Origin of the sequence: Streptomyces sp. NPDC059895 (assembly GCF_042731035.1) — a bacterium.
In the GTDB taxonomy this organism is placed as follows: domain Bacteria; phylum Actinomycetota; class Actinomycetes; order Streptomycetales; family Streptomycetaceae; genus Streptomyces.
On the sequence record NZ_JBHWKO010000005.1, the window covers coordinates 42,519 to 66,616 of the forward strand.

Below are 24,098 nucleotides of genomic sequence, written 5' to 3' on the forward strand. Positions count from 1 at the left end.
CGAGTGGCCTCAAGTGACCCGTACGGAACGCTTTCCCGCGATTCCTCCGGTTCCTCCGATTCGGCGGGCGGCTTCGGCCGTCCGCCGACGGATGCCGCCGGCTGGAGATACGCTGATGACCTGATCAACAGGTGTGCGGGCTACGGAAGTCGGGAAGGCCGCAGGAGCGAGAGTGGCGGCGAGTGGGGGCGGGAATGACCGTTGAGGACTTCTTCGGGCCACAGGTGCCGAGGGCGGGCGGCTCAGGGGGTGCCCCGACATACGCCCTGGCTTCGGCAGCCTATCGGGACACACCGATGGAGGAGATCAAGAAGGCCGACAACGAGTGGCACCAGACCACGGTCAAGGAGGGCCGCCCGTGGGCGAAGATCTTCCGGCCCAACTTCGGTGAGGCCTACTCCCAGGCCGTGATCGACCGCATGCTGGGCGTCGGCCGCGATCCGCTCATCCAGTCCTTCGGCAGCGAACCGCAGGTGGTCGTCGAGCACTGTCTGGCGGCCAGCCGCATCCGTCGGCAGCGCGACCAGAAGCTGACCGGGCTCATGCTGCTGTGCGGGGTGCTCTTCCTGCCGGGTCTGCTGGTCTGGCTGCTCGTCTTCCAGCTGCGGGCCACCATGGGCAAAGCGGACAACAAGCGGGTCTCCGGGCTCGCCACCGGCCTGCTGATCGCCGTCGGCGCCCTCGCCGTGATCTTCCTGCTGCGGATGCCGTTCACCGGCATCGCGGGGTGGTATGCGCGTGGGTGCATCGTGGCCCCCGTGGCCGGCTGGTTCCTGGCCAAGCGGCTCTGCGAGAGCACCGCGAAGGATCTGCGCGAGAACTGGGGCGGGCTGCTGTCCGGCGGCAGCGTCGGCGCGAAGGTCCCCGAGGCGGTGCCCACCAGTCCCGACCAGGCCGCTGCCGAGCAGCTGCGCCAGTCCCTGGCCCGGCTCAGCGCCGAGCAGCAGTCCAACTCGGTCTTCTACGCGGGCCACAAGGGCATCCTCGGCATGGGCACCCGCTGGGGCGCCTGGCACCTCGCCGAGGAGCTGGTCCCGATCGACCCGGTCAAGGGCGTCCACGAGTTCCGCAGCTGGACGGTCGTGAGGGCCATCCACGACGAGCTGAGCCTGCTGAACCGGCAGAACCTGAAGACCGGGGGGTTCCCCGCCCCGTCGGTCCGGCACTGGGTCGTCACCCACGTGGGCGCGGGCGCCAAGGCGGTGTCCAGGCCCGAGGGCACCGACGTCGAGGCCTACCAGGTCAAGCCGAGGGCCGTCGAGGACATCTGCAACAACCAGCAGTTCGACAGCGGCGACCGGCACTACCTGGGCGTCCAGTGGCCCCACCTGTGGAACGGCAATCTGATCCTCACCATGATGATCACGGTGACCGTGCTGAAGGAGACCCTGCGCATCGAGGTCACCGGACACGCCCTCGGCCCGGTCAACGGATTGTTCAGCACCAAGCCCTCGGCGCCCACCAAGCAGGTGGCCAAGACCGTCCGCTTCTGGGAGACCCGGACGGTCAAGCTTCCGCTCGTCACCCCCGACGAGGTGGTGCGGCTGGCCGCCCGCGCCACGATCAGCTGGTACCCGCCGCTGTTGAAGTGGCTCGGCGGCTCGATCGGCTTGCCCGAGCCCTTCGGTCTGCGCCACGCCTGGGCCGACCAGCCCTGGAGCCACCGCTTCATGGCGGACGACGCGCTGCGCACCGCCACGCCGGTGCTGCGTGCGGTGCACAGGGCCACGCTCAGGGTGCTCAAGGAGCACGACGTGGACACCGACAAGTTCACCTCACGCGCGTCGGCGCTCAGCGGGGCGGTGCAGGAGGCGTCCCCGAAGAAGGCCGACACCTACGACGCGTAGCCTCCCGCGGCCGGACCGGACGCGGACGGCCGGTCTCGGTCAGGGGCGCGGACGGTGGGCCCCGAGGGCCTTTCGGTTCCTGTGGACATCGCGATCCACAGCGACCCGGAAGGCCCTCACCTGTTCAGGATCCCGTGGCCGAGTCCTGGCTCACCCGTCCCGAGCCTTCCGGGACGACACCTAGGAAGCCGTCGGCCACGCCTCCGCCAGCATCTTCCGGGTGTCCGCCAGCAGCTGCGGCAGCACCCGGGTGTGCCCCACGACCGGCATGAAGTTCGTGTCGCCGCCCCAGCGGGGCACGATGTGCTGGTGCAGGTGCGCCGCGATGCCGGCGCCCGCCACCGAGCCCTGGTTCATGCCGATGTTGAAGCCCTGCGCGCCGGACGCGGTGCGCAGGGCCGTCATCGCCTGCTTGGTCAGCTCGCCGAGCTCGGCGGTCTCCGGCCCGGTCAGGTCGGTGTAGTCGGCGACATGCCGGTAGGGGACGGTCATGAGGTGGCCGCCGTTGTACGGGTACAGGTTCAGCACCGCGTACACGTGCTCACCGCGCCGGACGATCAGCCCGTCCTCGTCGGATTTCGCCGGGATCGAGCAGAAGGGGCAGCCGTCGTCGGCCCCCGGGCCGGTCGGCTTGTTCTCGCCCTGGATGTAGGCCATCCGGTGGGGCGTCCACAGGCGCTGGAACGCGTCCTGCGTCCCCACTCCGATCTGCTGTTCCGGCTCACTCGTCATGCAAGGCAGCATATGGCTTCGCCCGTTCGCGGCGTGTCGCCGGGGTTGCGGCGCGACCTGCGCGGGCCAAGCTGGGCCGATGGACGAAGTCGGCCGTCAGGCCCGCTGGGAGCAGCGCACCGAGCTACCTCTCGCCGTCGCCTCACTGGTGTTCCTCGGCATGTACGCCATCCTGGTCCTCGCCCAGGGTCTGCCGGGCGCGTGGCGGGACCTGTGCGCGGCGGTGATGTCCCTCGCCTGGCTGTTGTTCGTGGTCGACTACGGGGTGCGCTGGCGGCTGAGCGGGCAGGGGCTGCGGTTCGTCCCCGCGCACAAGCTGGACACCGTGGTCGTCCTGCTGCCCCTGCTGCGCCCGCTGCGGGTGGTCAAGGTGTACGAGGCCGTCCAGCACCGGCACGGTGAACCCCGGCTGTCGCTCTACGCGCGCGTGATCGCCTACGCCGGGGTGACGACGGTCCTGCTCGGCTTCGCGTGCTCGCTCGCCGTCTACGACCAGGAACGGGGGGCGCCGGGCACCCAGATGCACACCTTCGGGGACGCGCTGTGGTGGGCGTGCGCGACGCTGACCACGGTCGGCTACGGCGATGTCGTCCCGGTCACGGCCCGGGGCCGGGTGATCGCCGTCGGCCTGATGATGTGCGGGCTGGCGCTGCTGGGCGCGGTGACGGGCTCGTTCTCGTCGTGGCTGCTCCAGGTGTTCTCGCTGGAGAGCGACCGCCGGAACGGCGACGGGCCCTCGGAGGACTGAACTCTCCGAGGGCCCGCGCACCGGGGGATCAGACCTGCGCCCGCTCCTCGACGACCTTCGCGATCTTGGCGATGGCCTCGTCGAAGGGGATGCCGTTCTCCTGCGAGCCGTCGCGGTAGCGGAAGGACACCGAGCCGTTCGACATGTCCTCGTCGCCCGCGATGACCATGAAGGGCACCTTCTGCTTCTGGGCGTTGCGGATCTTCTTCTGCATCCGGTCGGAGGAGGAGTCGACCTCGACGCGCAGCCCCTGCTTCTTCGCGGCGGCGGCGAACTTCTCCAGGTACTCCACGTGCCCGTCGCCGATCGGGATGCCGATCGCCTGGACCGGCGCCAGCCACGCCGGGAAGGCGCCCGCGTAGTGCTCCAGGAGCACCGCGAAGAACCGCTCGATCGAGCCGAAGAGGGCACGGTGGATCATCACCGGGCGCTGCTTCGAGCCGTCGGGGCCGGTGTACTCCAGGTCGAAGCGCTCCGGCAGGTTGAAGTCGAGCTGGATGGTCGACATCTGCCAGGTGCGGCCGATGGCGTCCTTGGTCTGGACGGAGATCTTCGGGCCGTAGAAGGCGGCGCCGCCCGGGTCGGGCACGAGCGGCAGGCCCTGCTTCTCGGCGACCTGGCGCAGGGTCTCGGTCGCCTCCTCCCAGACCTCGTCGGAGCCGACGAACTTCTCCGGGTCCTTGGTCGACAGCTCCAGGTAGAAGTCGGTCAGACCGTAGTCGCGCAGCAGGCCGAGGACGAAGGTGAGCGTCTTGTCGAGCTCCTCCGACATCTGCTCGCGGGTGCAGTAGATGTGCGCGTCGTCCTGGGTGAAGCCGCGGGCACGGGTCAGACCGTGCACGACGCCCGACTTCTCGTACCGGTACACGGTCCCGAACTCGAAGAGGCGCAGCGGCAGTTCGCGGTAGGAGCGGCCGCGCGCGTCGAAGATCAGGTTGTGCATCGGGCAGTTCATGGGCTTGAGGTAGTAGTCCACGCCCTCGTCGAGCTGCATGGGCGGGTACATGCCGTCGGCGTACCAGTCCAGGTGGCCCGAGGTCTCGAAGAGCTTCCCCTTCGTCGCGTGCGGGGTGTAGACGAACTCGTAGCCCTCCTCCTCGTGGCGGCGCCGCGAGTAGTCCTCCATGACCCGCCGGACGATGCCGCCCTTGGGGTGGAAGACCGCGAGACCGGAGCCGATCTGCTCCGGGATGGAGAACAGGTCGAGCTCGCTGCCCAGCTTGCGGTGGTCGCGCTTCTCGGCCTCGGCGAGAAAGTCCAGGTACGCCTTCAGCTCGTCCTTGGACGGCCAGGCGGTGCCGTAGATGCGCTGGAGCATCGGGTTCTTCTCGCTGCCGCGCCAGTAGGCGGCCGCGTTGCGCATCAGCTTGAACGCCGGGATGAGCCGGGTGGAGGGCAGGTGGGGACCGCGGCAGAGGTCCTTCCAGCACAGCTCGCCGGTCTTGGCGTCCAGGTTGTCGTAGATCGTCAGCTCGCCGGCGCCGACCTCGACGTCCGCGCCGTCGTCGGAGGAGGCCGCGCCCTTGAGGCCGATCAGCTCCAGCTTGTACGGCTCACCGGCCAGCTCCTCGCGGGCCTCCTCGTCCGTGACCACGCGGCGGGCGAACTTCTGCCCGCGCTTCTGGATCTCCTGCATCTTCTTCTCGATGGCCTTGAGGTCATCGGGGTGGAAGGGCTTCTCGACGTCGAAGTCGTAGTAGAAGCCGTCCTTGACGGGCGGGCCGATGCCCAGCTTGGCCTCGGGGAAGAGCTCCTGCACGGCCTGGGCCATGACGTGCGCGGTGGAGTGGCGCAGGATGTTGAGGCCGTCCTCGGAGGAGATCTCGACACCCTCCACGGTCTCGCCGTCCCGGAGCTCGTGGGCGAGGTCCTTGAGCTCACCGCCCACCCGCGCGGCGACGATCGAGCGCTCGCCGGCGAAGAGGTCGGCGGCCGTAGTGCCCGTCGTCACCACGCGCTCTTCCCGCTCGGAATCGCGTTGGATGATCACACGGACGTCTGACACCGGTCTCTCCTGACTGCAGGTGGGGTGCGGCGCCATACCGGGAGCGCGCGCAATAGGGGATCGTACCGACCCGCACCCGCCGACCGCGAAATCAGTCCCCTCCGCAGGCCTCCTCGAAGCAGTCCAGATTCTCGTACAGCGACTTCATCAGCCGGTCCCGCTCGGACTCGTCCACCTGCACGGGGGCCACTCCGCGCACGGCCGTCAGCCTGCGGAACCCGCCCCGGCTCTCCAGCCTCCCCTGCACCCGCACCGGCAGTCCGACCAGGTGGGCCTGTCCCGCGATGCGGTAGTCGTCCTCGTCGAGGGTGAGCCGGACGTGCGGCACCTCGGCCCCGGCGAGCACCCGCAGCCGTACGCTGCCCTCGCCGCGCGGCCCCGACCGGCGCAGCCGGACCACCGCTCCGGTGATGCGCACGGGCACCGAGGGCTCCTCGCGCAGGTAGCGGGCGCCGGCCGCGCGCAGGGCGGTCAGGTCCCCGGGCGAGAACTCCACGGGCTCGGCGGTGGCGGCGCAGCCCTCGGGCACTCCCGCGGCGGGCGCCCAGGCGACGGCGACCCGGGCGCCCTCGGTGCCCCGGACGAGGGCGACCAGCGCCTCGGTGAGCTCCCGGCTGGCGCCCGCCGCGACGGCCCCGTCGAAGGCGTCCATGCCGCCGGTGGCGCGCTGGTAGTCGATGGCCTCGCGGACGGCGTACAGCGCCTGGTGGAGGCGTACGGCGAGGGGGCGGGCGCCGGCCACCGGCGTGAACGCGGTCAGCCGGCGGCCGCCGGCCGCGGAGCCGACGAGGACGGTCTCCAGCACCGCGGCGGCCGTGCGCCGGTGCCGGGCGCCGTGGTAGCCGGCCCGCGCCCGGGTGGCGAGCGCCGCGGCGAGGAGCAGCTGCCGGGCGGCGCCGCGCAACTGCTCCTCGACGGCCCAGGAGGCCGTACCGACGGCGTCCGCGGGCCCGGCCGGGACGTCCCGCCACCAGTGGACCTCGTCGCTGGGGACGGCGAGGGCGACCAGCACCTCCCGCGCGGCGGGCGCCTGGCTGCGCGCCAGCGCCTGGAGCGCCTCGCCGAGCAGGTCGTCGCTGTCGGGGAAGGCGCGGCTCTCGGGCACCAGCAGGCTGGTGGCGGCGCCGCCCGGTCCGGGCGGGGTCCAGCGGCCGTAGCGCCCGGCGGCACCGCCGCGGCGCTGCCAGCCGTGCCGGCGCAGCAGGGCGCCGAGGACGGCCGGGTCGACGTCGGCGGGCTCGGGGGGACGGTGCCAGGCGGGCTCGGCGGGATGGGGCCGTACCGGCCGCGAGGGTTCGTCGTACGGGCGGTGCGTCATGGTCTGCCTCCCGTCCCGACCCGCGTCATGATCTCGCACAGGGCCCGGTCGTCGAAGACGCGTGAGGTGGGGATCCGCACGGTGGTCCGGGTCCGGCCGGTGACCGGGTGGCCGGCGAGGTTGACCCAGTAGCAGCAGTGCCTGAGGTCGAGCCGGTCGTGGCCGGCCCGCAGCCACTGGTCCCGGGACCGGGGGACGATCATCACGACGAGGATCTTGTGCACCGACACCGGGGTGCGGGCGAGCTTCCTCAGGTGGTCGTTGTCGAGCGTGAAGGAGAAGGACCGGCCGGGCGGGTTCGGCGGGATCTGGTACGTCGCCTTCAGCTGCACCTTGATGGTCACCTCGTCGTCGACGGTGTGGCCGGGCGCGCTGTGGCTGACGTGCCAGTCGATGCCGTTGTCCGGAAACGGCTGGGACAGCGAGCAGCCCGCGGCCGCCGCGACCGCGTGGAGGTAGCCCACCTGCAGGGTCTCCATGCAGGCGGTGGTGGCGAGTGTGCCGCGCTGGGGTTCCGTCCGTTCGGGCAGCAGCCCGCCCCGCTCGGGCTGCGCTATCACCATGACCAACAGCCTTCCAGGCAGACTCGATCCCGCGCCGGGGGTCGAGTGGGTTCCGTGTCGAGCCTCTGAACTGCGAGGACCCGTATTCCTGTTGTGTCCTCCCGGCGTACGGCGCAAACAGCCCGGGTATCACCAAACAGGCAGAAGACGGGACGTCAGCTGCCCCGGGTGAACGAGGGGTTGTGCAGGTATGGCGAACTGGTACGAGGGCCCTTTGGCGGCGTTCGACACGGAGACGACGGGAGTGGACGTCGAGACCGACCGGATCGTGTCGGCCGCGCTCGTCGTCCAGGACGGGCCGGGACTCCGGCCGCGGGTGACCCGCTGGCTGGTGAACCCGGGCGTGCCGGTGCCCGCCGAGGCGACGGCGGTGCACGGACTGACGGAGGATCATCTGCACCGCAACGGCCGCTGGCCGTCGCCGGTGATGTTCGAGATAGCCGAACTGCTCGCCGAACAGGCGGCGGCGGGGCGGCCGTTGGTGGTGATGAACGCGCCGTTCGACCTGACGCTGCTCGACCGGGAGCTGCGCCGGCACCGCGCCTCGTCGCTGGGCCACTGGCTGGAGCCGGCGCCGCTGCGGGTGCTGGACCCGCGGGTGCTGGACAAGCACCTGGACCGCTACCGCAAGGGCCGGCGCACGCTCACCGACCTGTGCGAGCACTACGGCGTGGCGCTGGCCGACGCGCACGACGCGGCGGCGGACGCGGTGGCCGCGCTGGAGGTGGTGCGGGCGCTGGGCCGGCGCTTCGCGACCCGGCTGGAGCGTCTGTCCCCCGCCGAACTGCACGCGTTGCAGACGTCCTGGCACGCGGCGCAGGCGCGCGGCCTCCAGGCGTGGTTCGCGCGCAGCGGCTCACCGGAGACGGTCGACACGTCGTGGCCGTTGCGCCCGGTGCTGCCGGCGGCGGCGTAGGAGCCCTGCGCCCTGCCGCGGCTGCGGGAGGTCACCAAGGTCACCAAGGTCACCAAGGTCACCACGACCCTCCGCCACCGCCGCCGCCGTCGCCGCCACCGCCGCCACCGCCGTCGCCGCCACCGCCTCCGCCGCCGGAGGACGGAGCCGTGCTGGAACCGACGGCGGCGACCAGGCCGAGGGCGAGAGCGGGGCCGATCCGGGACCTGCCGGCCGCGCCCCGCCGGGGGACGGCCGTCGAGTCGGCGACGGCCTGCTGCCAGCGGTACTCCGCCTGGAGGGACATGGACCAGGCCGTGCACAGCTCCACCCGTTCCGCTTCCTCGTCGAGGGGTTCGCCGTCCCGGCGCGGGGGCGGGTCGAGGAGGTAGCGCCGGAACGCCTCCGTCCGGAGCCAGAGGGCGGTGCCGCGCGGGGTGCGGGTCTGCAGTTCCCAGGCGCGCAGCCGCAGCGCGAAGCGGTGGTCGTCCCCGACGGTGAGTTCCCAGGGGACCCGGGCGCCGTCCATGGTGACGACGATCCCGGCCGCGTCCTCGTCGTAGGGCAGGTCCGGCAGGTCCCGGTAGATGCCGTGCCGGGTGGTGCCGGGGTATCCGAAGTCGTAGTCGATGACCTCGGTGACACGGAGGCTGCCGTCAGCGGCGACCTCGGCGCCCACCCACATCGTGTCGACGCGCTCCACGTTGCCGGTCGCCCGGAAGAGCGCGACGAGCCCGCCGAGCAGCAGCACGACGAAGAAGATCTTGACCGGGGCGACGACCCTCCGCGCCCGGGTGAGGTTCTCGGCCGCCCACGGTCTGCTGCCCTGCTCCGTACGCAAGGAAAGGCCCCCTCCGTCACGGGCGCCTCCCCTGCCCCGTGAAGATCGGAAGCGTATCCGGCCACGCAGCACACACGAAAGAGCCGGTCCGCATCATGCGGACCGGCTCTTTTCCCGGTGGGCGATACTGGGTTCGAACCAGTGACCTCTTCGGTGTGAACGAAGCGCTCTCCCACTGAGCTAATCGCCCGGGAACGGACTGAACAATACAGGTCCGTGCGGGCTTCGTTCAAACCGCTTGCAGGTAGGCCGCGAGTCCGCGCCGGCCGGCGCGCATCATCAGCCGGTGGTTGGCGCGGAAGACCGGCCGTCCGGGCACGGCGAACCGCCGGAGCAGCGGCTTGCCGACGTCGACGACCTGGTCGTAGCGGGCGAGCGCGCCGGCTCCGGCCGCGGTGACCGTCCAGCGCGCCCAGCCCTCGATGTCCCCGGACAGCGCGACCTCCAGCACCCCGGCCCCGGGATCGTGCCGGACCTCGCGCGCGGTAAAGGTCATGGCGTACGGCAGGAGCGAGCGGATCGTGAAGACGCCGGTGGTGTCGTCGAGCCGGGTCACCTCGCGGACCTGCGGCCACCAGCGCGGGTAGTCCTCGGGGCGTTCCAGGGCGGCGTAGACGGCGGCGGGCGGCGCGGGCAGGTGCCACAGGCTGCGGAAGCGGTAGTGCGTCCAGTCCATGGGCCGAGTGTGCCCGCCGCCGGCCCCGGATCTGAGTACGTCCTGAGTAGCCGCGCTCATGCCGTCGGGCGTGACACGGACCACACTCCGATCCATGACGCATTTTCCGCCCCCGGCCGAGGAGTTGTGGCTCATCGACGCCGAACTGCGGCAACTGGACGCCCGCCGGGCCTGGTTGCTGACGCGCCGCGGCCAGGTGGTCGCCGCGCTGCGGCACGGCCGGCCGCCGGTGGGGCCGCCGCCCCGGCCCGCGGCGCGTCCCGAGGCGAGCGCCCCGCGCGTCCAGAACGTCCTGCTGCTGCTCGGCGGGACGCTGCTGACGATCGCGGCGATCGCGTTCACCCTGGTGAGCTGGGGGCATCTGGGGATCGCCGGGCGGGCCCTGGTGCTGGGCACGGTCACGGTGGCCGTGCTCGCCGCGCCGGTGCCGCTGCTGCGGCGCGGGCTGCGCTCGACCGCGGAGTCGGTGGCGGGCCTCGGCCTGGCGCTCACGGCGCTGGACGCCTACGCGCTGCGCGAGGCGGCGCTCACCGGTACCGACGGCACCGGGTACACGGCGGTCGCGGCGGCGGTGCTGGCGGCGCTCTGGGCGGCGTACGGCCGCGGGCTGCCCGCCCTGCGGCTGCCGCTGCCCTCGGCGCTGGCCGCCGCCCAACTCCCGCTGCCGCTCGGCATGTTCGCGGTGGACGCCGGCCTGGACGCCGTCGCGGCGGCGCTGCTGGTGACGGCCGGCCTCGACACTGCCGTCGCGCTGCGGGTGGCCGTACGGTCCGCACGTGCCACCGCCGCCGTCGGCGCCTGCGGGCTGGGCGGCGGGGGCGTCCTGGCGGCCGGCTGGCTGTCCTGGACGGCCGCCGGTCCGAGCGCCGCCGCCCGTGCGGCGGCGCTCCTCGTCCTCGCGGCGGCCGTCGCGCTGGGCGCCGCCCGGCGGCTGCCGGGAGCGGGCCCGGCGGGGGCCGCGGCGCTCACGGGCGGTCTGCTGCTGGTGGCGGCGGGCGGCGGGGCACTGCGGGTGGCGCTGCCCGCCGGCTGGGCGGTCCCCGCCCATCTGGCCTGCGGCGTCGCCCTGATCGTGGCGATCGTGGCGGTACGGCGGCGGCTCGCCGAGCCGGTGCGGGTGGGCCTCGCCCGGGCCGGTGCGGTGGTGCAGGCGCTGGCGCTGCTGTGGGCCCTGCCCCTGGTCCTGGTGGTGCTGCTGGGCCCGCTCGGCCGGCTGGAGCGGCCCTGGTCGGGAGCGCCCGCGGACGCCCGCGCCGCGGTGACCGTCCACACCCCCTGGCCGCCGTACCCGGTGCAGGCACTGCTCGTCCTGGCGGTCGTCGCGGGCAGCCTCGCCCTGGCCGTCCGGCACGAGACCTGGCGTCCCCGGGCCCGGACCGGGGCGCTGTTCCTGGCGTGGGCGGCGTGCACGGCCCTCCCGGCGGTCTGCGAACTGCCCTACGTCCTCACGCTGCTGGCGCTCGGCGTCCTCACCGCGGCAGCGGCCTTCCTGCCCACCCCGTGGACCGCCGCCGCCCTCTCCCTGGCCGGCTCGGTCACCGTCGCCCTGCTGTCCCTGGCGACGCAGAGCGCGACCCTGACCGTGCTGGCGGCACTGACGGCGCTGTTCGTGACGGTGTCGGCGCGGCCTCGCCTCACCCCGGTCACGGCCCCGGCCGCGCTCGGGTACGCCACCGCGCTGGCCTGCGCGGCGGGCGCGGCGGCGGACTGGCCGGCGGCGCACACGGCACTGCCGGTCCTCGCGGTCGCCGCGGCCGCGGCCCTGCTCGCCGCCCGGCTCGGACCGTCCCCGGCGACCGTGCCGGTCGAGGTGACGGGCGCGGCCGCCGGGGTGCTCGCCGTCGGTCTCGCGGTGACCGATCCGCCCATGCTGGCGCTGGTGCTGTCCCTGTGCGGTGTGATCACGGGTGCCTCGGCGGTCCGCGCCGGCCGCCGGCCCGCCGGCTTCGCGGCCGGAGTCCTCTTCGTGCTGGCCACCTGGGTCCGGCTGGCCGCCTGGGACGTCTCCACGCCGGAGGCGTACACGCTGCCCGTGACCCTCCCGGCCCTGGCCGTCGGCGCCTGGCGCCGGCGCCGCGTGCCGCAGACCTCGTCCTGGACGGCGTACGGCCCCGGGCTCGCCGCCACGTTCCTGCCGAGCCTCGCCGCGGCCTGGGGCGACCCGCAGTGGACGCGCCCGCTTCTGCTGGGGGCCGCGGCGCTGCTGGTCACCCTGCTGGGCGCCCGGCACCGGCTCCAGGCGCCCCTGGCGCTGGGCGCCTCGGTGCTGGCCCTGGACGCGCTGCACGAGCTGGCTCCGTATCTCGCCCAGGTCGTCGGTCTCGTCCCGAGGTGGGTGCCTCCCGCACTCGCCGGTCTGCTGCTGCTCGCGGTGGGTGCCACCTACGAGCAGCGGTTGCGCGACGCGCGGCGGGTGCGGGAGGTGCTGGGGAGGATGGACTAGGCCTGGCCTGGGGGGTGATCCGGCCGACACGGATCACCCCCCTCAGCCGGCTACGACGGCATCTTGTCCCCGAGCAGCGCCAGGTTCTCGATGGCGGCGAGGCCGTACAGCGCGGTGTCGTTGGTGGACACCCAGGCCGCCTCGCTGCCCGGCACGAGGGTGGCGGGGCCGCTGAGGGCCTCCGTCTTCCAGGGCGCGGACTCCTTGTAGCCGTCGGAGTTGTAGAACTTCTCCCAGGCACGCGTGGCGAGCTTCTCGTCCCCGGTCTGCACGGCCGCGTACGCGTCGAGGCGCGAGTGGCCCTGGAACAGCAGCAGGGTGCCGAAGTTGGAGCCGTAGCGTGCCGCCTGTTCGGCCTTGGTGGCGTTGAAGTAGCGGCAGTAGTCGTAGTAGGCCTCGTTGAACTTCGGGATGTCGACGAGGTGGATGAGTTCGGCGCACAGCTCGTTGAGGCCGAAGACGGCGGAGAGGTGGGAGACGCCGACGACCGGCGCCGTGGCGACGGCGAACTGGCCGGTGTCGAGGTCGTACAGGCCGCTGCCCTGCACGAAGCCGTTCGGCTGGGCGGCGATGCCCTCCATCGTCGACAGCACGCGCGCCTTGGCCTTCTCCCACTTCGGGCCCTTGCGCTCCCACTCCGTCAGCCAGGCCGACACCAGACCGCTCCAGTCCGTGCCGAAGCCGATCGACAGGGCGTGCCGGTCGGGCGTGTAGGTGTCGGTGCGCACCTTGCGCTGCGGGTCGAGGACGAGGAAGGTCTCGTCGGAGTCGACGTTGGCGTGCATGAGGTCGCCGACGCGTTCGTCGGCGGTGAGGAAGTAGTAGTAGCGGCGGTAGGTGGTGTTGGCGATGCGCTGCTGCTTGGCGCTGTCGGCGTAGTGCTGGACGCCGTGCCGGGTGCCCAGGCCCGCCCACTGGCCGATGTGGTAGACGTCGACCTCGCCGGTGTGCCGGGTCATCGCCTCGGCGAAGCGGAAGATGTCCGCGCGGCCGGAGCGCAGGTAGGCGAACCAGAGCCAGAGGTCCGGCGAGAGCTCGGAGTTGTCCCAGGCGTAGCCGCCGATGTCGTACCGCCACTGGTGCCGGACGGTGTCGTAGGTGTGCATGATGTCGCCGTAGTCCCAGAAGCCGTACCAGCGGCGCTGCTCCACCTGGTCCTTGTAGTAGGTGAAGAGGAAGTCGAGGTGGTCCTCGATCTTGGCCTTGGCGGGGGTGGAGCGGTCGGGCTCGGAGTAGAGGCCGGGGCCGAAGACCTTGGCCTTGATGAGCTGCTTGGGCGGGGCGGCGAGCTGGGGCAGCACGCGGACGGCCTCGACCTGTTCGGCGAGCTTCTCCGGGGTCGGGGTGGCCTCGTTGGCCCAGAAGAGGAGTTCGGAGGTGCGGGCGATGCCGTAGGGGGTGCCGAAGCCGGGCTCGTAGTCCTCGTAGGTGATGTTGAGGCCTTCGAGCTGCTCGGCGTAGGTGTCCTGGCCCATGCCGTCGTGGTAGAAGCGCAGGTCCATGGGCTGCGCCTCGGGCGACCAGAGCCAGAGGGTGACCTCGGCCTCTTCGGTGTGGGCGTCGCGGATGTCGAGCTGGGCGGGGAACTTCTCCCAGAAGTCCCTGAGGCCGAAGGAGAGGCCGCCGCTCACGCCGCCGACGTACCCGAACCCGGAGGCCCGCTTGCCGCCGCCGGCGCCGATCCAGCCGTAGCCCTTCTTGGTGCGCTTGCGCAGGGTGAAGCCGTCGGCGGAGAGCTGGGAGAGGGTGTAGTCGCCCCACTCGGGGATGTACTGGAGCCGGGTGGTGACCCGCTGGTCCCAGGTGGAGGGGTCGGGCAGCTTCTCGCCCGCGTACTGGGCCGCCTGGACGGCCGCGCCCGGGTCGCGGCGCAGGCCGGTGATGCCCTTGACGGCCTCGCGGAGCAGGCCGGTGCCCTCGCCGCCGATGCGGATGTGCCGGTCGTAGGACTCGTCGCGCATCGGGACGGTGAAGCGGACGCCGAGGCCGCGGATGAAGTCGCCGCTGGCCTTGCCGGGCTCCTGGGTGCCGTCGAAGGTGATGGTGTGCACCATGCGGAAGGAGTCGGCGCCGGCGTAGAAGTACAGCCGGATGGAGAACGGCAGCCAGCTGCGGCTGCCCTTGCGGTGCTTGCCGTCGATCCGGACGACCGCGCGGACCGGGCCCTCCTGCTCGACGGTGACGTCGGAGATGGCGCCGTCGAAGCGCTCGGTCTTGACGCTGCCCTGGTCCTCGTCCTCGATCTCGGGCTGGCGGATCAGGACCAGGCGGCCGTTCTTGGCGATCTCGGTGGAGCCGCGCTTGACCGACTTGATGAGGGTGGCGCCGTCCTTGCCGATCTTCGCGGTGATGACGCCGGTGGAGACGTCGATGGTGCCGCCGCTCTTGTCGACGGTGACCTTGGCGGCGGGTGCGGCCGGGGTGCCGGCGGTGAGGGTGAGCTTGCCGGTGCCGGAGCTGACGGCGTGGGCGGTCCACTTCAGGGAGCCGTCCGGCCAGTAGGCGATCGGCCAGGACTGTACGGGCACGTCCTTGCCGTCGGCGTCCGTCAGCGCGAAGGTCTGGTCCTCCTGGTAGGTGCCCATCGGCCAGGGCACGCCGAGGGTGGAGCCGGGGGCGGCGCCGAGGCCGCCGTCCTCCAGCCAGTCCAGGGTCACCGGGTCGTCGTCGGCGGCCGCGGCTGCGGGCGCGGCCTGCGCGTCCTTCGCTCCCAGGGCCCAGCTGAACTGGGCGGCGGCGCCGGCGACGGCTGCCGCCTTGAGGAGGGACCTGCGGGGGATGGGAGACATGGGATGCAGCCTTTCCTTCCGTGCGGGATGCAGGGGGTGGTCAGGGGCATGACAGATAGAGGTACGGCGTCCAGGGCGCCGGACCGGGAAGGGGGCACCGCCCGTCAGCGGTGCCGATACCCACCTCGGGCGGCGCTCGGGGCGCCGGCCCGGGAGGGAGCACCGCCCGTCAGCGGTGCCGGTAACGCTCCTCGACGGCGACGGCCGCCGCCGCGACGGCCCCCAGGACGGGGACCGCCAGCGGCGCGACGAACATGCCGGACAGGGCGACCACGGCGAGCCCGGCGGTGAGCAGAAAGGATCCGGCAGGGTCGAGCACGGTACGCCGGCCCGCCTGGGCGAGCAGGGAGCGCCAGGAGTCCCCCGGCGTCCACACCGCGGCCGCGCGCATACCGGCGACCACGGCCCCGATCAGGGCGAACAGGCCCACGGCCCCGACGAGCGGCCCGCCGGGGAGCCCGGCGCGCGCGGCCTGTACGTCGATCCAGACCGCGGCCGCCGCCGCCCAGCCGACGAGCCCGACGGCCCACCCTCCGCGCACGGCCGTCCGGAAGTCGGCGGCGAAGTCCCGCCAGCCGCCGTCCTCATGCCGGGTACGCCGCCGCAGATGCCGTGCGCCGGCGGCGAAGGCCGCGGGGTAGGTGACGACCCCGAGACAGGCCACGGCGATCCACACGCCGGTGAGCAGGGACTCGGCGAAGAGCGCGAAGCGCTCGCCGAACACGGACTCCTTGCGTGCCTTCACGCGTGTGTTCGCCATGGTGAACCGTCTCAGCCCTTCAGTCCGGACGTCGCCATACCGTCGACGAGGTAGCGCTGGAAGGCCATGAAGAAGGCGATGACCGGCACCAGCGCCACCAGCGACATCGCGATCATGCTGCCGTAGTTGGAGATGCCCTCCTGGTCGCGGAACATCATCAGGCCGAGCGAGACCGTGTACTTCTCGGGGGTGTTGAGGTAGATCAACGGCCCCATGAAGTCGTTCCACGCGTTGATGAAGGTGAAGATGGCGCTGGTGATGATGGCGGGGCGGCACAGCGGCAGCACGATGGACCAGTAGGTCCTCAGGTGCCCGCAGCCGTCGAGCTTGGCGGCCTCGTCCAGCTCGCGCGGCAGGCCGCGCATGAACTGCACCATCAGGAAGACGAAGAACGCCTCCGTGGCCAGGAACTTGCCCGCGACGAGCGGTACCAGCGTGTCGACCAGCTCGAGGTTGCGGAACATCACGTACTGCGGGATGAGCAGGACGTGATACGGCAGCAGCAGCGTGCCGATCATCAGCGTGAACAGCACGTTCCGCCCGGCGAACCGGATCTTGGCGAAGGCGTACGCGGTCAGCGAGCTGGACACCACGACACCGACGACGGCGAGGACGGCGTACATCAGCGAGTTGACGAAGAAGCTGCTGATGGCGATGCCGGAGATGCCGTCGGCGAGCCCGGAGAAGTTCGCCCAGACCGGCTCGGTGGGCAGCAGGTCGAGGCTGGCGATGATGTCCTTGCTCGGCTTGAACGAGGCACCGACCACCCAGATGACGGGATACAGGACGACCGCGAGGACGAGGAGCGCGCCCACGTGCCAGGCGATCGATCCGGTGCGCCGCCGCTCGCTGGCGGTACGCACCACAGGGCTGGTGGCAGTGGTCACTTGGCGGCCTCCTCGTAGTGCACCCACTTCTTCTGCGACCAGAACAGGACCGCCGTCACGAGCGCCACCGCGACCACCAGCGTCCAGGCCATCGCGGAGGCGAAGCCCATCTGGGCCTCCTTGAAGCCCTTCTGGTAGAGGTAGCAGGTGTAGACGAGCGTGGCGTCGGCGGGCCCGCACCGGGTGTCGGAGACGACGTACGCCGAGCCGAACACCTGGAACGCGTGGATGGACTCCAGCAGCACGTTGAAGAAGAGCACCGGGGAGATCATCGGCAGCGTGACGTTCCAGAACCTGCGGAACGGTCCGGCCCCGTCCATCTCGGCGGCCTCGTACAGCTCCTGCGGGACCTGCTTGAGGCCGGCCAGGAAGATGACCATCGGCGCGCCGAACTGCCAGACGCTCAGGGCCACCAGGGCGTAGATGATGTAGTCCGGGTTGCCGATCCAGCCACCCACGTCGAGACCGAAGATCTTCTGCGTGCGGTCCACGACCGCGTCGTCCGAGAACAGCGCCCGCCACACGAAGCCCACGGAGACACTGGCGCCGATGAGCGAGGGCATGTAGAACGCGGCCCGGTACAGGCCCTGTCCTCGCCGCTTCTGCGCGAGCAGCAGCGCCACGCCGAGCGCGAGGATGAGCTTCAGGGGAGTGGCCACGACGACGTACTTCAGCGTGACCTGCACCGACTTCTGCCAGCGCGGGTCCTGGAACATCGTCGTGAAGTTGTCCAGCCCCACCCACTGGGGCGGCGTGAACAGGTTGTAGCTGGTGAACGCGTAGTACAGCGACGCGATCATCGGCCCCGCCGTGAGCAGCAGGAACCCCGCGATCCACGGCGACATGAAGAGATAACCGGCGAGGTTCTCGCGGCGCCGCCCGCGCCGCCCGGCGACGGGAGCGGCGGGCCGCTTCCCGGCCGAGCGCGCGGGCGCTTCCTTGACGAGCGTCATGGTGGTACGTCCCCTCAGCCCGCGAACGCGGCCTTCGCCTCGTTGAACAGCGTCTTGGCGGCGGCGGCGGGCTTGGTCTTGCCCTGGGCCACCTCGCCGCCGATGCGCAGGAACGCCGCCTCGACGATGTCCGCGCCGGACGGGTGCGGGGTGATCTTCCCGAGGACGCCGGCCGCGGCGACCTCCTCCTCGTACGTCGCGACGCCCTTGTTGTTGGCGTCGGTGGGGGTGAAGGCCTCGTACTGCTCGGTCGTGGCGAGGAGGCCGCGGTCGTAGCCCATGATCTTGCCGACCTCGGGGTCGTGCACCATGAAGTCGATGAACTGCGCGACCTCCTTGGGGTGCTTGGTGCCGGAGAAGCCGCTGAGCAGCAGCGAACCGAGGTACTGGCCGGTGTCCTTGCCGTTCACGGTGGGGATCGGCGCGAGGCCGTAGTCCGACTCGCCCTCGCCCTCGTAGCGGATGGAGAAGTTGTCCCAGGTGAACTCGGACGCGGCGAGCCCCGCCGAGAGACCGGACTTCGGCTTGACCTGCTCGATCTTCTTCGGGTCGGCGACGAGCCCGGACTTCACGCGCTTGTAGCCGTCCTCCCACCACTGCGTCAGGTCGTCCTCGGTGAAGCCGAGGCCCGAGTCGGTGAAGAAGGCCTTGCCGTTCTGACGCAGGTACAGGTCGTAGAGGTACATGATGCTGAAGTAGCCCGTGTCGCCGGCGATCTTCAGCTTGTCCTGGATCGTCTGGAGCGCGTCGAAGTACTCGTCCCAGGTCCAGCCGAACTTCGCCTCGACGCCCGCCTTCTTGAAGGCGTTGACGTCGATGACGAGCGCCATGGTGTTGGCGCCGACGGGTATGCCGATCTGCTTGCCGTCGACCTGACCGTTCGCCAGAACGCCGTTGCGGAAGTTCTCGAGGTCCAGATTCCCCGCGTCCGCCTGCGTCTTGAGATCCAGCAGGACACCGCGCTTGTCGTACTTGCGCAGGAAAGCGACCGCGTTCTGGAAAACATCCGGCGGATTCCCACCGGAAGCCTGAGTCTGGAACTTCTCCCAGAACGCCTCGTAGTCGGTGAATTCGGGCTTGATCTTGATCTTCGGGAACTTCTTCTCGAAGAGTGCGATCGTCTTCTTGATGGCGATGGTGCGCGGCTCGCCACCCCACCATGCGTAACGGAGCGTCACCGTCCCGTCGGCGGAACCGCTACCGCCTCCGCACCCCGTCGTGGCGGCCAGCCCAAGGGTGGCCGCCGATGCCCCGGCCACCTTCAGGATCGTTCGCCTCTCAACATTCCTGCTGGCTCCCACAGTCGGCCTCCCCGCAGCGTCGTTGCCGCTTGCATGAATCGTTTCAAGAAAGCGCTTGCTGGCACAAGGTACGAGGGGGTCGGAGGAGCGTCAATGATTCGGACAGGAATTTCTTGACGAGCGGGCGCGGGTCGGCGGCGGAGCGGGTGACTGACACCCCGTCGACGACGAGGAGAAAGCACAGGTGAGAGGCGGACGTTCGGCCGCTCGGACGGCGGGCGGGGGGTTGGCGGGGGTGCGGGAGCGGCCGGAATTCGCCGACGGCGGGGCGGGGACGGGGGCGGGGATGGGGGCAGGGGCAGGGGCAGGGGCAGGGGCAGGGGCAGGGGGCCGGGGTGGTGGCGCGTGAGGAAAGGCGTACGGGGCAGGCGCCGGCCGGCCGGGAGGGGGTGGGGTCGTGCTGGGGCGGGCGCCCATGGCGCCCATGGCGCCCGTGACCGGGGCGGAGACCCGTGACCGGGGCGGAGACCCGTGACCGGGGCGGAGACCCGTGACCGGGGCGGAGACCCGTGATCGCGTGCCCGTCCAGCCATCCGGCCTTCCCTGCCGCCACCGCGCATCCCGCCCCCCGGCCTGCTGCCGCACATCCCGCCACCCGGCCTCCTGCCGCCACCACCCGTCCACCACCCGCTCTCCCCTGCCGCCACCCCACGCACGGCCTCACCGGCCAGCGGCGCCCCACACACGGGAACGCGCGCCGGCCGACTGTGCCGGGGCGCATCCTGTGCCCAGGAGGCGGCCTGCTGTGCTCAGGTGGCGGCCTGCTGTGCTCAGGTGGCGGCCTGCTGTGCCCACGTGGCGGCCTGCGCCGGGGTGGCGGTATGTGCCTGAGCGGCAAGGATGGACCACGACGGCCCAGCCCGCCACCCCGGTAGGAGGGGAATTGGCCGGTCGAAGGGGGGCGAGGGTGCGAAGTGGCGCGAACCGTCGAGCGGGGATCCGGGGCCCCCGCCGCCGACCCTCCCGGCGACGGGGGCCCCGGATCCCCGCACGTCGCCCCCGCCCCGCTTCGCCGCCCTCGGAGACCCCTGCGCCCTCTCCGGCCCTCCCGACAGCCGGTCCCGGCGGATGTCGACCGGAGGCGCCGTGCCAGGCCGTGCCAGGCCGTGCCAGGCCACGGCACGGCCCGGCACGAGCCCTCGGGCGGTTCCCTGCGCCGCCGACGGCGCAGGGCGTCGGCACGCGGCGGCACGTCGGAAGGAAGGCGCACGACGGCACGTCGGGAGGATGGCGCACAGCGGCGCGTCGGGGAGGAAGGCGCACGACGGCACGTCGGGAGGATGGCGCACAGCGGCGCGTCGGGGAGGAAGACGTACGACGGCCCGTCGAGAGAATGGTGTACAGCGGCACGTCAGGGGAGGAGGGCTTACGGCGACCCGTCCAGAGGATGGCGTACGGCGGCGCGTCGGGAGGGAGACGTAGGACGGGCACACGACGGCGGCCCGTCTGCTCTGTCGCAGACGGGCCGCCATGCCGGGTGGGCGATACTGGGTTCGAACCAGTGACCTCTTCGGTGTGAACGAAGCGCTCTCCCACTGAGCTAATCGCCCGGGCGCAGGAAGAACATTACCCCATGTCAGGGGGTGCCTGTGACCGGCCGGCCGGTCTGTGCGCCCCTGCCGCGGATCACTGGTCCTCGATGTTCCAGGGCATCTCGAGGCCGAACTTCCACAGGTAGATGCCGACGATCACCGCGATGATCACGAGGCCGATCGACGTCAGGATGATGTTGCGCCGCCGCACCCTCGGGTCGAGCGCACGCTGGGCCGCCTCGGTGACTTTGCGCTTGGTCCAGCGCAGGACCAGCTGCGCCCAGACGAACTCGGTCGCCCAGATCGCCATGCCGCCGAAGATCACGACCCAGCCGGGTCCGGGCAACGGCAGCATGATGATGCCGGCCACCACGACCGCGAGGCCGACGACGAAGATCCCGACCTGCCAGCTCAGGTGCAGGACGCGGCGGGCCTTCACGAATTCCGGCGCCCGTGAGCCGAGCCCCTGCTCCTGCTGCGCGGCCCCGTCGGTCTTCGCGTCCTCCGCCGCCATGGCTACCTCGCCCGGCTCGTCACTCCCCGTATTCATACAGGCCAACCCTACCCGAGAGATTCCGGTCACCGTAATGGTGGCACTCCCCGAACGATCTCTCGGCCGGAAGAGTTACATAAAGGCACGCAAAACACTCAGAGGGGTTTACAACGGCACCGTAGGTGGCATGTCGATTTCGCCGACGTGCGAATCCCCGAGCGCACACTGAGCGAAAGGCCCTGGCGCTTATGAACACCACGGTCAGCTGCGAGCTGCACCTGCGCCTCGTTGTGTCGAGCGAGTCCTCCCTGCCTGTCCCCGCAGGCCTGCGGTACGACACGGCCGACCCCTACGCCGTGCACGCCACCTTCCACACCGGAGCCGAGGAGACCGTCGAGTGGGTGTTCGCCCGCGACCTCCTCGCGGAGGGCCTGCACCGGCCCACGGGCACCGGCGACGTCCGTGTCTGGCCGTCGCGCAGCCACGGTCAGGGCGTCGTGTGCATCGCCCTGAGCTCTCCTGAGGGCGAGGCTCTGCTCGAGGCCCCGGCGCGGGCCCTGGAATCCTTCCTGAAGCGGACGGACGCGGCTGTGCCCCCGGGCACGGAGCACCGCCACTTCGACCTCGATCAGGAGCTCTCGCACATCCTGGCGGAAAGCTAGGGCGAAGCTCCCACTGAGCCGCCCGGCGCCGTCCACTCGGGGAGACGGCTCGGGCCAGGACAATCGCATAGGGCATGCGCCGGCGCCGCGCCACGGGTCACCGTGGCGCGGCGTCGGCATGTCCGGTGCGCGTCCACGGCGTCGACGGGCCGTGGCTCGGCGGTCCGGTGCGGCTACCATCGGCCAGCATCGGCGGGCGTCCGCCCGACCCCCAGGCCAGGGAGCGAAACGTGCTGATCACCCACGACACCCGGTGTGCACTCGATGCCGTGGTGGATCTGGTCAACACCGCACCGGACGACGACAGCGCACAGGACGGGCTGCCGGACGTCGCCGGCCTCGCGGATTTTGTACGAAAGCACGAGATCAGTGACGTCGGTGTGCTCTCCGACTTCGACCTCTCCGCGGTGCGCAAGATCCGAGCCCGGTTCGCGGGTATCTTCGCGGCACCCGACCCCCGCGCCGCCGCCACACTGATCAACGAACTGGTGGCCGCCGCCGGCACCACGCCCCGGCTCACCGATCACGACGGTTACGACTGGCATGTGCACTACTTCGCGCCGGGCGCGTCGATCGCCGATCACCTGGCGGCCGACTGCGGGATGGCGCTGGCCTTCTTCGTGGTGGCCGGTGAGCAGGAACGGCTGCGCCGCTGCGAGGCCCCGGACTGCCGACGCGCCTTCGTCGACCTCTCCCGCAACCGCTCCCGCCGATACTGCGACAGCCGTACCTGCGGCAACCGCCTGCACGTGGCCGCGTACCGCGCACGCCGCAAGGAGGCCGCGGGCTGAGCAGCCGGTTGACCACTCCTGCTGGACGGGACCGTCGACCGCCCGCTCCCCCTCCGTCCGCCGATCCGGCCGTCGGGCCGTCGGCGCCCGGTCCCCGATGCCGACGCGGCCCCGGCGGGTGGCGCCGGGTACCGCGGGTACGGCTCACAGCAGCAGCAGGTCGTGCAGCGCAGCCATGAGCAGCAGACTCCCGATCACCGCCAGGAAGATCATCAGCGGTGGCTGGGAAAGGGCGAAGAGGCACCCGCGCGGCTCGTCCTGAGGTGGCGCGGCATCGCTCTGTGTTGTGTCCAGCATCTCGCGGGCGATGATGACGCAGCCGGTACCGGCAACGCGATCAACACGCCCGCATTGAGCGGGTGTTCCCCGATTTGGTAAGGCCGACTTCCGGCCGTGATCACTTTCGCGCGGGTGTGGCTCGCCTGTGTCGCTTCAGGTGCGGATGCTGTGCCGACCTGCGCCGGGCCGTCTCCCGTGCGGTGTGCCGCCGCGTGGTGCCCTACCTGCCGGTGCGGCCGGCGCCGCCGGTGCGGCACCGCTTCATATGCCGTGCTTCTTCAGGATGGCCTCGATGTCACTGAAGTCGTCCGCGGCGGTCTCCCGGGGTGCGGCGGCGGGACGGGAGGCCGGGCGGGAGCCCTGGTCCAGGGAGGGCGCGGAGACGCTGGGGGCCACGGCGTCGGGCTGCGCGGTCCGCGCCGCCGCCTTGCGCTCCTTACGGGTACCGCCTCGGCGGCGGCGCTCCACGGCCCGGGTGGTCGCGAAGAGCGCCCAGGCCGCGCCGAGCACGCCGAAGCCGGCCCAGGCCGTGGGGCTGAAGGCGGTGTCCGCGGCCCACTCGACGGCGCCGGTCATCACGAGGCCGAGCGGGACGAGTGCGTAGGCCGCGATGCGGGCGGCCGTCAGGAAGCGCTTGCGATAGGCCGTGATCGCGGCGATGCCCAGGCCGGCCGCGGCGACGGCGGAACAGACGGTCTCGGCAATCATCCGGTCCTCCAGGCGACGGTGACGCACTCGGGCAGGGACGGCTCGGCGCCGCGGCACGGCAGCGCTTCGCCCCTTCCATCCTGCACCTGCGCGGCGCCCCCGGGCCATGGGTTCGAGCGGACATCAGGGACATCTCGGGGTCGGTTCCTCCACGGGTCCCGGTCGGCGCCGCGCAGTGGCCGCGCAGTGTGCGGGCCGGCGTCCCCGGCCGGGGGCGTGGTGCGGATCGGCCCGCCCCGGCCCCCGGGGGCGGCGCAGGGCGGGAAGCCTCCCGTGGCCCGGTCCGGATTCGGGTGGCACGGCGCGGGCTGGGAGACTGGTGCCATGAGTGACTCCTCCCCCGCCTCCGCCCCGGCGCCCGCGACCGCCCGTCCCGCCGCGGTCGTCCTCGACGTCTGGTGCGAACTGCAGTGCCCGGACTGCCACCGCGCCCTCGACGACCTCCGCGCCCTGCGCGAGCGCTACGGGGACCGCCTGGAGGTGCGGCTGCGGCACTTCCCGCTGGAGAAGCACAAGCACGCCTTCGCCGCCGCGCAGGCCGCCGAGGAGGCCACGGAGCAGGGCAAGGGCTGGGCGTACGTCGAGGCGGTGCTGGGCCGGGTCGAGGAGCTGACCCGTGAGGGTGAACCCTTCCTGGTCGCGGTCGCCCGGGAACTGGGCCTGGACGGCGAGGAGTTCGACACCGCCCTCATCGACGGCCGTCACATCCTGATCGTGGACGCGGACCAGGCCGAGGGCAAGGCGATCGGGGTCACCGGCACCCCGACGTACGTCATCGGCGGCGAGCGCCTCGACGGCGGCAAGAGCCAGGAGGGGCTGCGCGCGCGGGTCGAGGAGATCGCCGACCGGCTGCTGGCCGGACAGGACTGACGCGC

21 protein-coding genes and 2 tRNA genes are annotated in these 24,098 nt (G+C 71.8%); 7 read left to right on the forward strand and 16 right to left on the reverse strand.

What is annotated here, in order from left to right:
• The first annotated feature begins 194 nt into the window (after positions 1–194).
• A complete protein-coding gene (locus tag ACFV9M_RS07635) occupies positions 195–1,847 on the forward strand; it encodes a hypothetical protein (protein ID WP_385072024.1) in 1,653 nt (550 codons plus the stop codon).
• A gap of 180 nt (positions 1,848–2,027) precedes the next feature.
• Here the strand turns inward: ACFV9M_RS07635 and ACFV9M_RS07640 are convergent, their stop codons facing one another.
• Positions 2,028–2,591, reverse strand: a complete 564-nt coding sequence (locus ACFV9M_RS07640; protein WP_385072027.1) for an HIT family protein — start codon at positions 2,589–2,591, stop codon at positions 2,028–2,030.
• A 67-nt stretch (positions 2,592–2,658) separates the two neighbouring features.
• Here ACFV9M_RS07640 and ACFV9M_RS07645 point away from each other — a divergent pair, with 67 nt between their 5' ends.
• Entirely contained in the window at positions 2,659–3,327 is a 669-nt protein-coding gene (locus tag ACFV9M_RS07645) for a potassium channel family protein (protein WP_385072030.1), read from the forward strand.
• Between the two features lie 28 nt (positions 3,328–3,355).
• Here ACFV9M_RS07645 and thrS read toward each other — a convergent pair whose 3' ends face one another.
• The 3 genes from thrS to ACFV9M_RS07660 all read right to left on the reverse strand — a co-directional run bounded on the left by thrS (position 3,356) and on the right by ACFV9M_RS07660 (position 7,213).
• Entirely contained in the window at positions 3,356–5,332 is a 1,977-nt protein-coding gene (thrS, locus tag ACFV9M_RS07650; protein ID WP_385072032.1) for a threonine--tRNA ligase, read from the reverse strand.
• 91 nt (positions 5,333–5,423) lie between these two features.
• Entirely contained in the window at positions 5,424–6,650 is a 1,227-nt protein-coding gene (locus ACFV9M_RS07655) for a hypothetical protein (RefSeq protein ID WP_385072035.1), read from the reverse strand.
• The gene (locus tag ACFV9M_RS07660; protein ID WP_385072037.1) at positions 6,647–7,213 is read right to left on the reverse strand and encodes a DUF4365 domain-containing protein; all 567 of its coding nucleotides are present in this window, start codon (positions 7,211–7,213) and stop codon (positions 6,647–6,649) included. The genes ACFV9M_RS07655 and ACFV9M_RS07660 overlap by 4 nt, the downstream gene beginning before the upstream one ends.
• A 190-nt stretch (positions 7,214–7,403) precedes the next feature.
• On the opposite strand from ACFV9M_RS07660, the gene ACFV9M_RS07665 reads away from it, so the two are divergent.
• The gene (locus ACFV9M_RS07665; protein WP_385072040.1) at positions 7,404–8,129 is read left to right on the forward strand and encodes an exonuclease domain-containing protein; all 726 of its coding nucleotides are present in this window, start codon (positions 7,404–7,406) and stop codon (positions 8,127–8,129) included.
• Positions 8,130–8,187: 58 nt separating this feature from the next.
• Here ACFV9M_RS07665 and ACFV9M_RS07670 read toward each other — a convergent pair whose 3' ends face one another.
• The 3 genes from ACFV9M_RS07670 to ACFV9M_RS07680 form a co-directional block, all read right to left on the reverse strand.
• Positions 8,188–8,949, reverse strand: a complete 762-nt coding sequence (locus ACFV9M_RS07670) for a DUF2207 domain-containing protein (protein ID WP_385072042.1) — start codon at positions 8,947–8,949, stop codon at positions 8,188–8,190.
• Between the two features lie 118 nt (positions 8,950–9,067).
• A tRNA-Val gene (locus ACFV9M_RS07675) sits at positions 9,068–9,139 on the reverse strand.
• 39 nt (positions 9,140–9,178) lie between these two features.
• Entirely contained in the window at positions 9,179–9,625 is a 447-nt protein-coding gene (locus ACFV9M_RS07680; protein ID WP_385072044.1) for an SRPBCC family protein, read from the reverse strand.
• A gap of 94 nt (positions 9,626–9,719) precedes the next feature.
• On the opposite strand from ACFV9M_RS07680, the gene ACFV9M_RS07685 reads away from it, so the two are divergent.
• Positions 9,720–12,068: an SCO7613 C-terminal domain-containing membrane protein gene (locus ACFV9M_RS07685; RefSeq protein ID WP_385072047.1), complete on the forward strand. Its 2,349-nt coding sequence runs from the start codon at positions 9,720–9,722 to the stop codon at positions 12,066–12,068.
• A 50-nt stretch (positions 12,069–12,118) separates the two neighbouring features.
• Here ACFV9M_RS07685 and ACFV9M_RS07690 read toward each other — a convergent pair whose 3' ends face one another.
• The 7 genes from ACFV9M_RS07690 to ACFV9M_RS07720 all read right to left on the reverse strand — a co-directional run bounded on the left by ACFV9M_RS07690 (position 12,119) and on the right by ACFV9M_RS07720 (position 20,840).
• Positions 12,119–14,857, reverse strand: a complete 2,739-nt coding sequence (locus ACFV9M_RS07690; RefSeq protein ID WP_385072050.1) for a Tat pathway signal sequence domain protein — start codon at positions 14,855–14,857, stop codon at positions 12,119–12,121.
• A gap of 169 nt (positions 14,858–15,026) precedes the next feature.
• Positions 15,027–15,617: a hypothetical protein gene (locus ACFV9M_RS07695; protein WP_385072053.1), complete on the reverse strand. Its 591-nt coding sequence runs from the start codon at positions 15,615–15,617 to the stop codon at positions 15,027–15,029.
• An 11-nt stretch (positions 15,618–15,628) separates the two neighbouring features.
• Entirely contained in the window at positions 15,629–16,504 is an 876-nt protein-coding gene (locus ACFV9M_RS07700; protein ID WP_385072056.1) for a carbohydrate ABC transporter permease, read from the reverse strand.
• Positions 16,501–17,457: a carbohydrate ABC transporter permease gene (locus ACFV9M_RS07705; RefSeq protein WP_385072058.1), complete on the reverse strand. Its 957-nt coding sequence runs from the start codon at positions 17,455–17,457 to the stop codon at positions 16,501–16,503. The genes ACFV9M_RS07700 and ACFV9M_RS07705 overlap by 4 nt, the downstream gene beginning before the upstream one ends.
• Before the next feature lie 14 nt (positions 17,458–17,471).
• Complete coding sequence (locus tag ACFV9M_RS07710; RefSeq protein WP_385072061.1) at positions 17,472–18,758, reverse strand: ABC transporter substrate-binding protein; 1,287 nt, start codon at positions 18,756–18,758, stop codon at positions 17,472–17,474.
• 1,478 nt (positions 18,759–20,236) lie between these two features.
• Positions 20,237–20,308 (reverse strand) — tRNA-Val (locus tag ACFV9M_RS07715).
• Between the two features lie 76 nt (positions 20,309–20,384).
• Positions 20,385–20,840: a TIGR02611 family protein gene (locus ACFV9M_RS07720; protein ID WP_385072823.1), complete on the reverse strand. Its 456-nt coding sequence runs from the start codon at positions 20,838–20,840 to the stop codon at positions 20,385–20,387.
• 191 nt (positions 20,841–21,031) lie between these two features.
• Here ACFV9M_RS07720 and ACFV9M_RS07725 point away from each other — a divergent pair, with 191 nt between their 5' ends.
• Positions 21,032–21,445, forward strand: a complete 414-nt coding sequence (locus ACFV9M_RS07725; RefSeq protein ID WP_004002642.1) for an SsgA family sporulation/cell division regulator — start codon at positions 21,032–21,034, stop codon at positions 21,443–21,445.
• 230 nt (positions 21,446–21,675) lie between these two features.
• A complete protein-coding gene (locus ACFV9M_RS07730) occupies positions 21,676–22,236 on the forward strand; it encodes a CGNR zinc finger domain-containing protein (protein WP_385072821.1) in 561 nt (186 codons plus the stop codon).
• A 144-nt stretch (positions 22,237–22,380) separates the two neighbouring features.
• Here the strand turns inward: ACFV9M_RS07730 and ACFV9M_RS07735 are convergent, their stop codons facing one another.
• On the reverse strand, positions 22,381–22,533 hold the full coding sequence (locus ACFV9M_RS07735; protein WP_187750717.1) for a hypothetical protein: 153 nt from the start codon (positions 22,531–22,533) through the stop codon (positions 22,381–22,383).
• A gap of 243 nt (positions 22,534–22,776) precedes the next feature.
• Complete coding sequence (locus tag ACFV9M_RS07740) at positions 22,777–23,223, reverse strand: hypothetical protein (RefSeq protein WP_385072818.1); 447 nt, start codon at positions 23,221–23,223, stop codon at positions 22,777–22,779.
• 324 nt (positions 23,224–23,547) lie between these two features.
• Here ACFV9M_RS07740 and ACFV9M_RS07745 point away from each other — a divergent pair, with 324 nt between their 5' ends.
• Positions 23,548–24,093, forward strand: coding sequence for a DsbA family protein (locus ACFV9M_RS07745; protein WP_385072815.1), 546 nt, complete (start codon positions 23,548–23,550; stop codon positions 24,091–24,093).
• Positions 24,094–24,098: the final 5 nt, after the last annotated feature.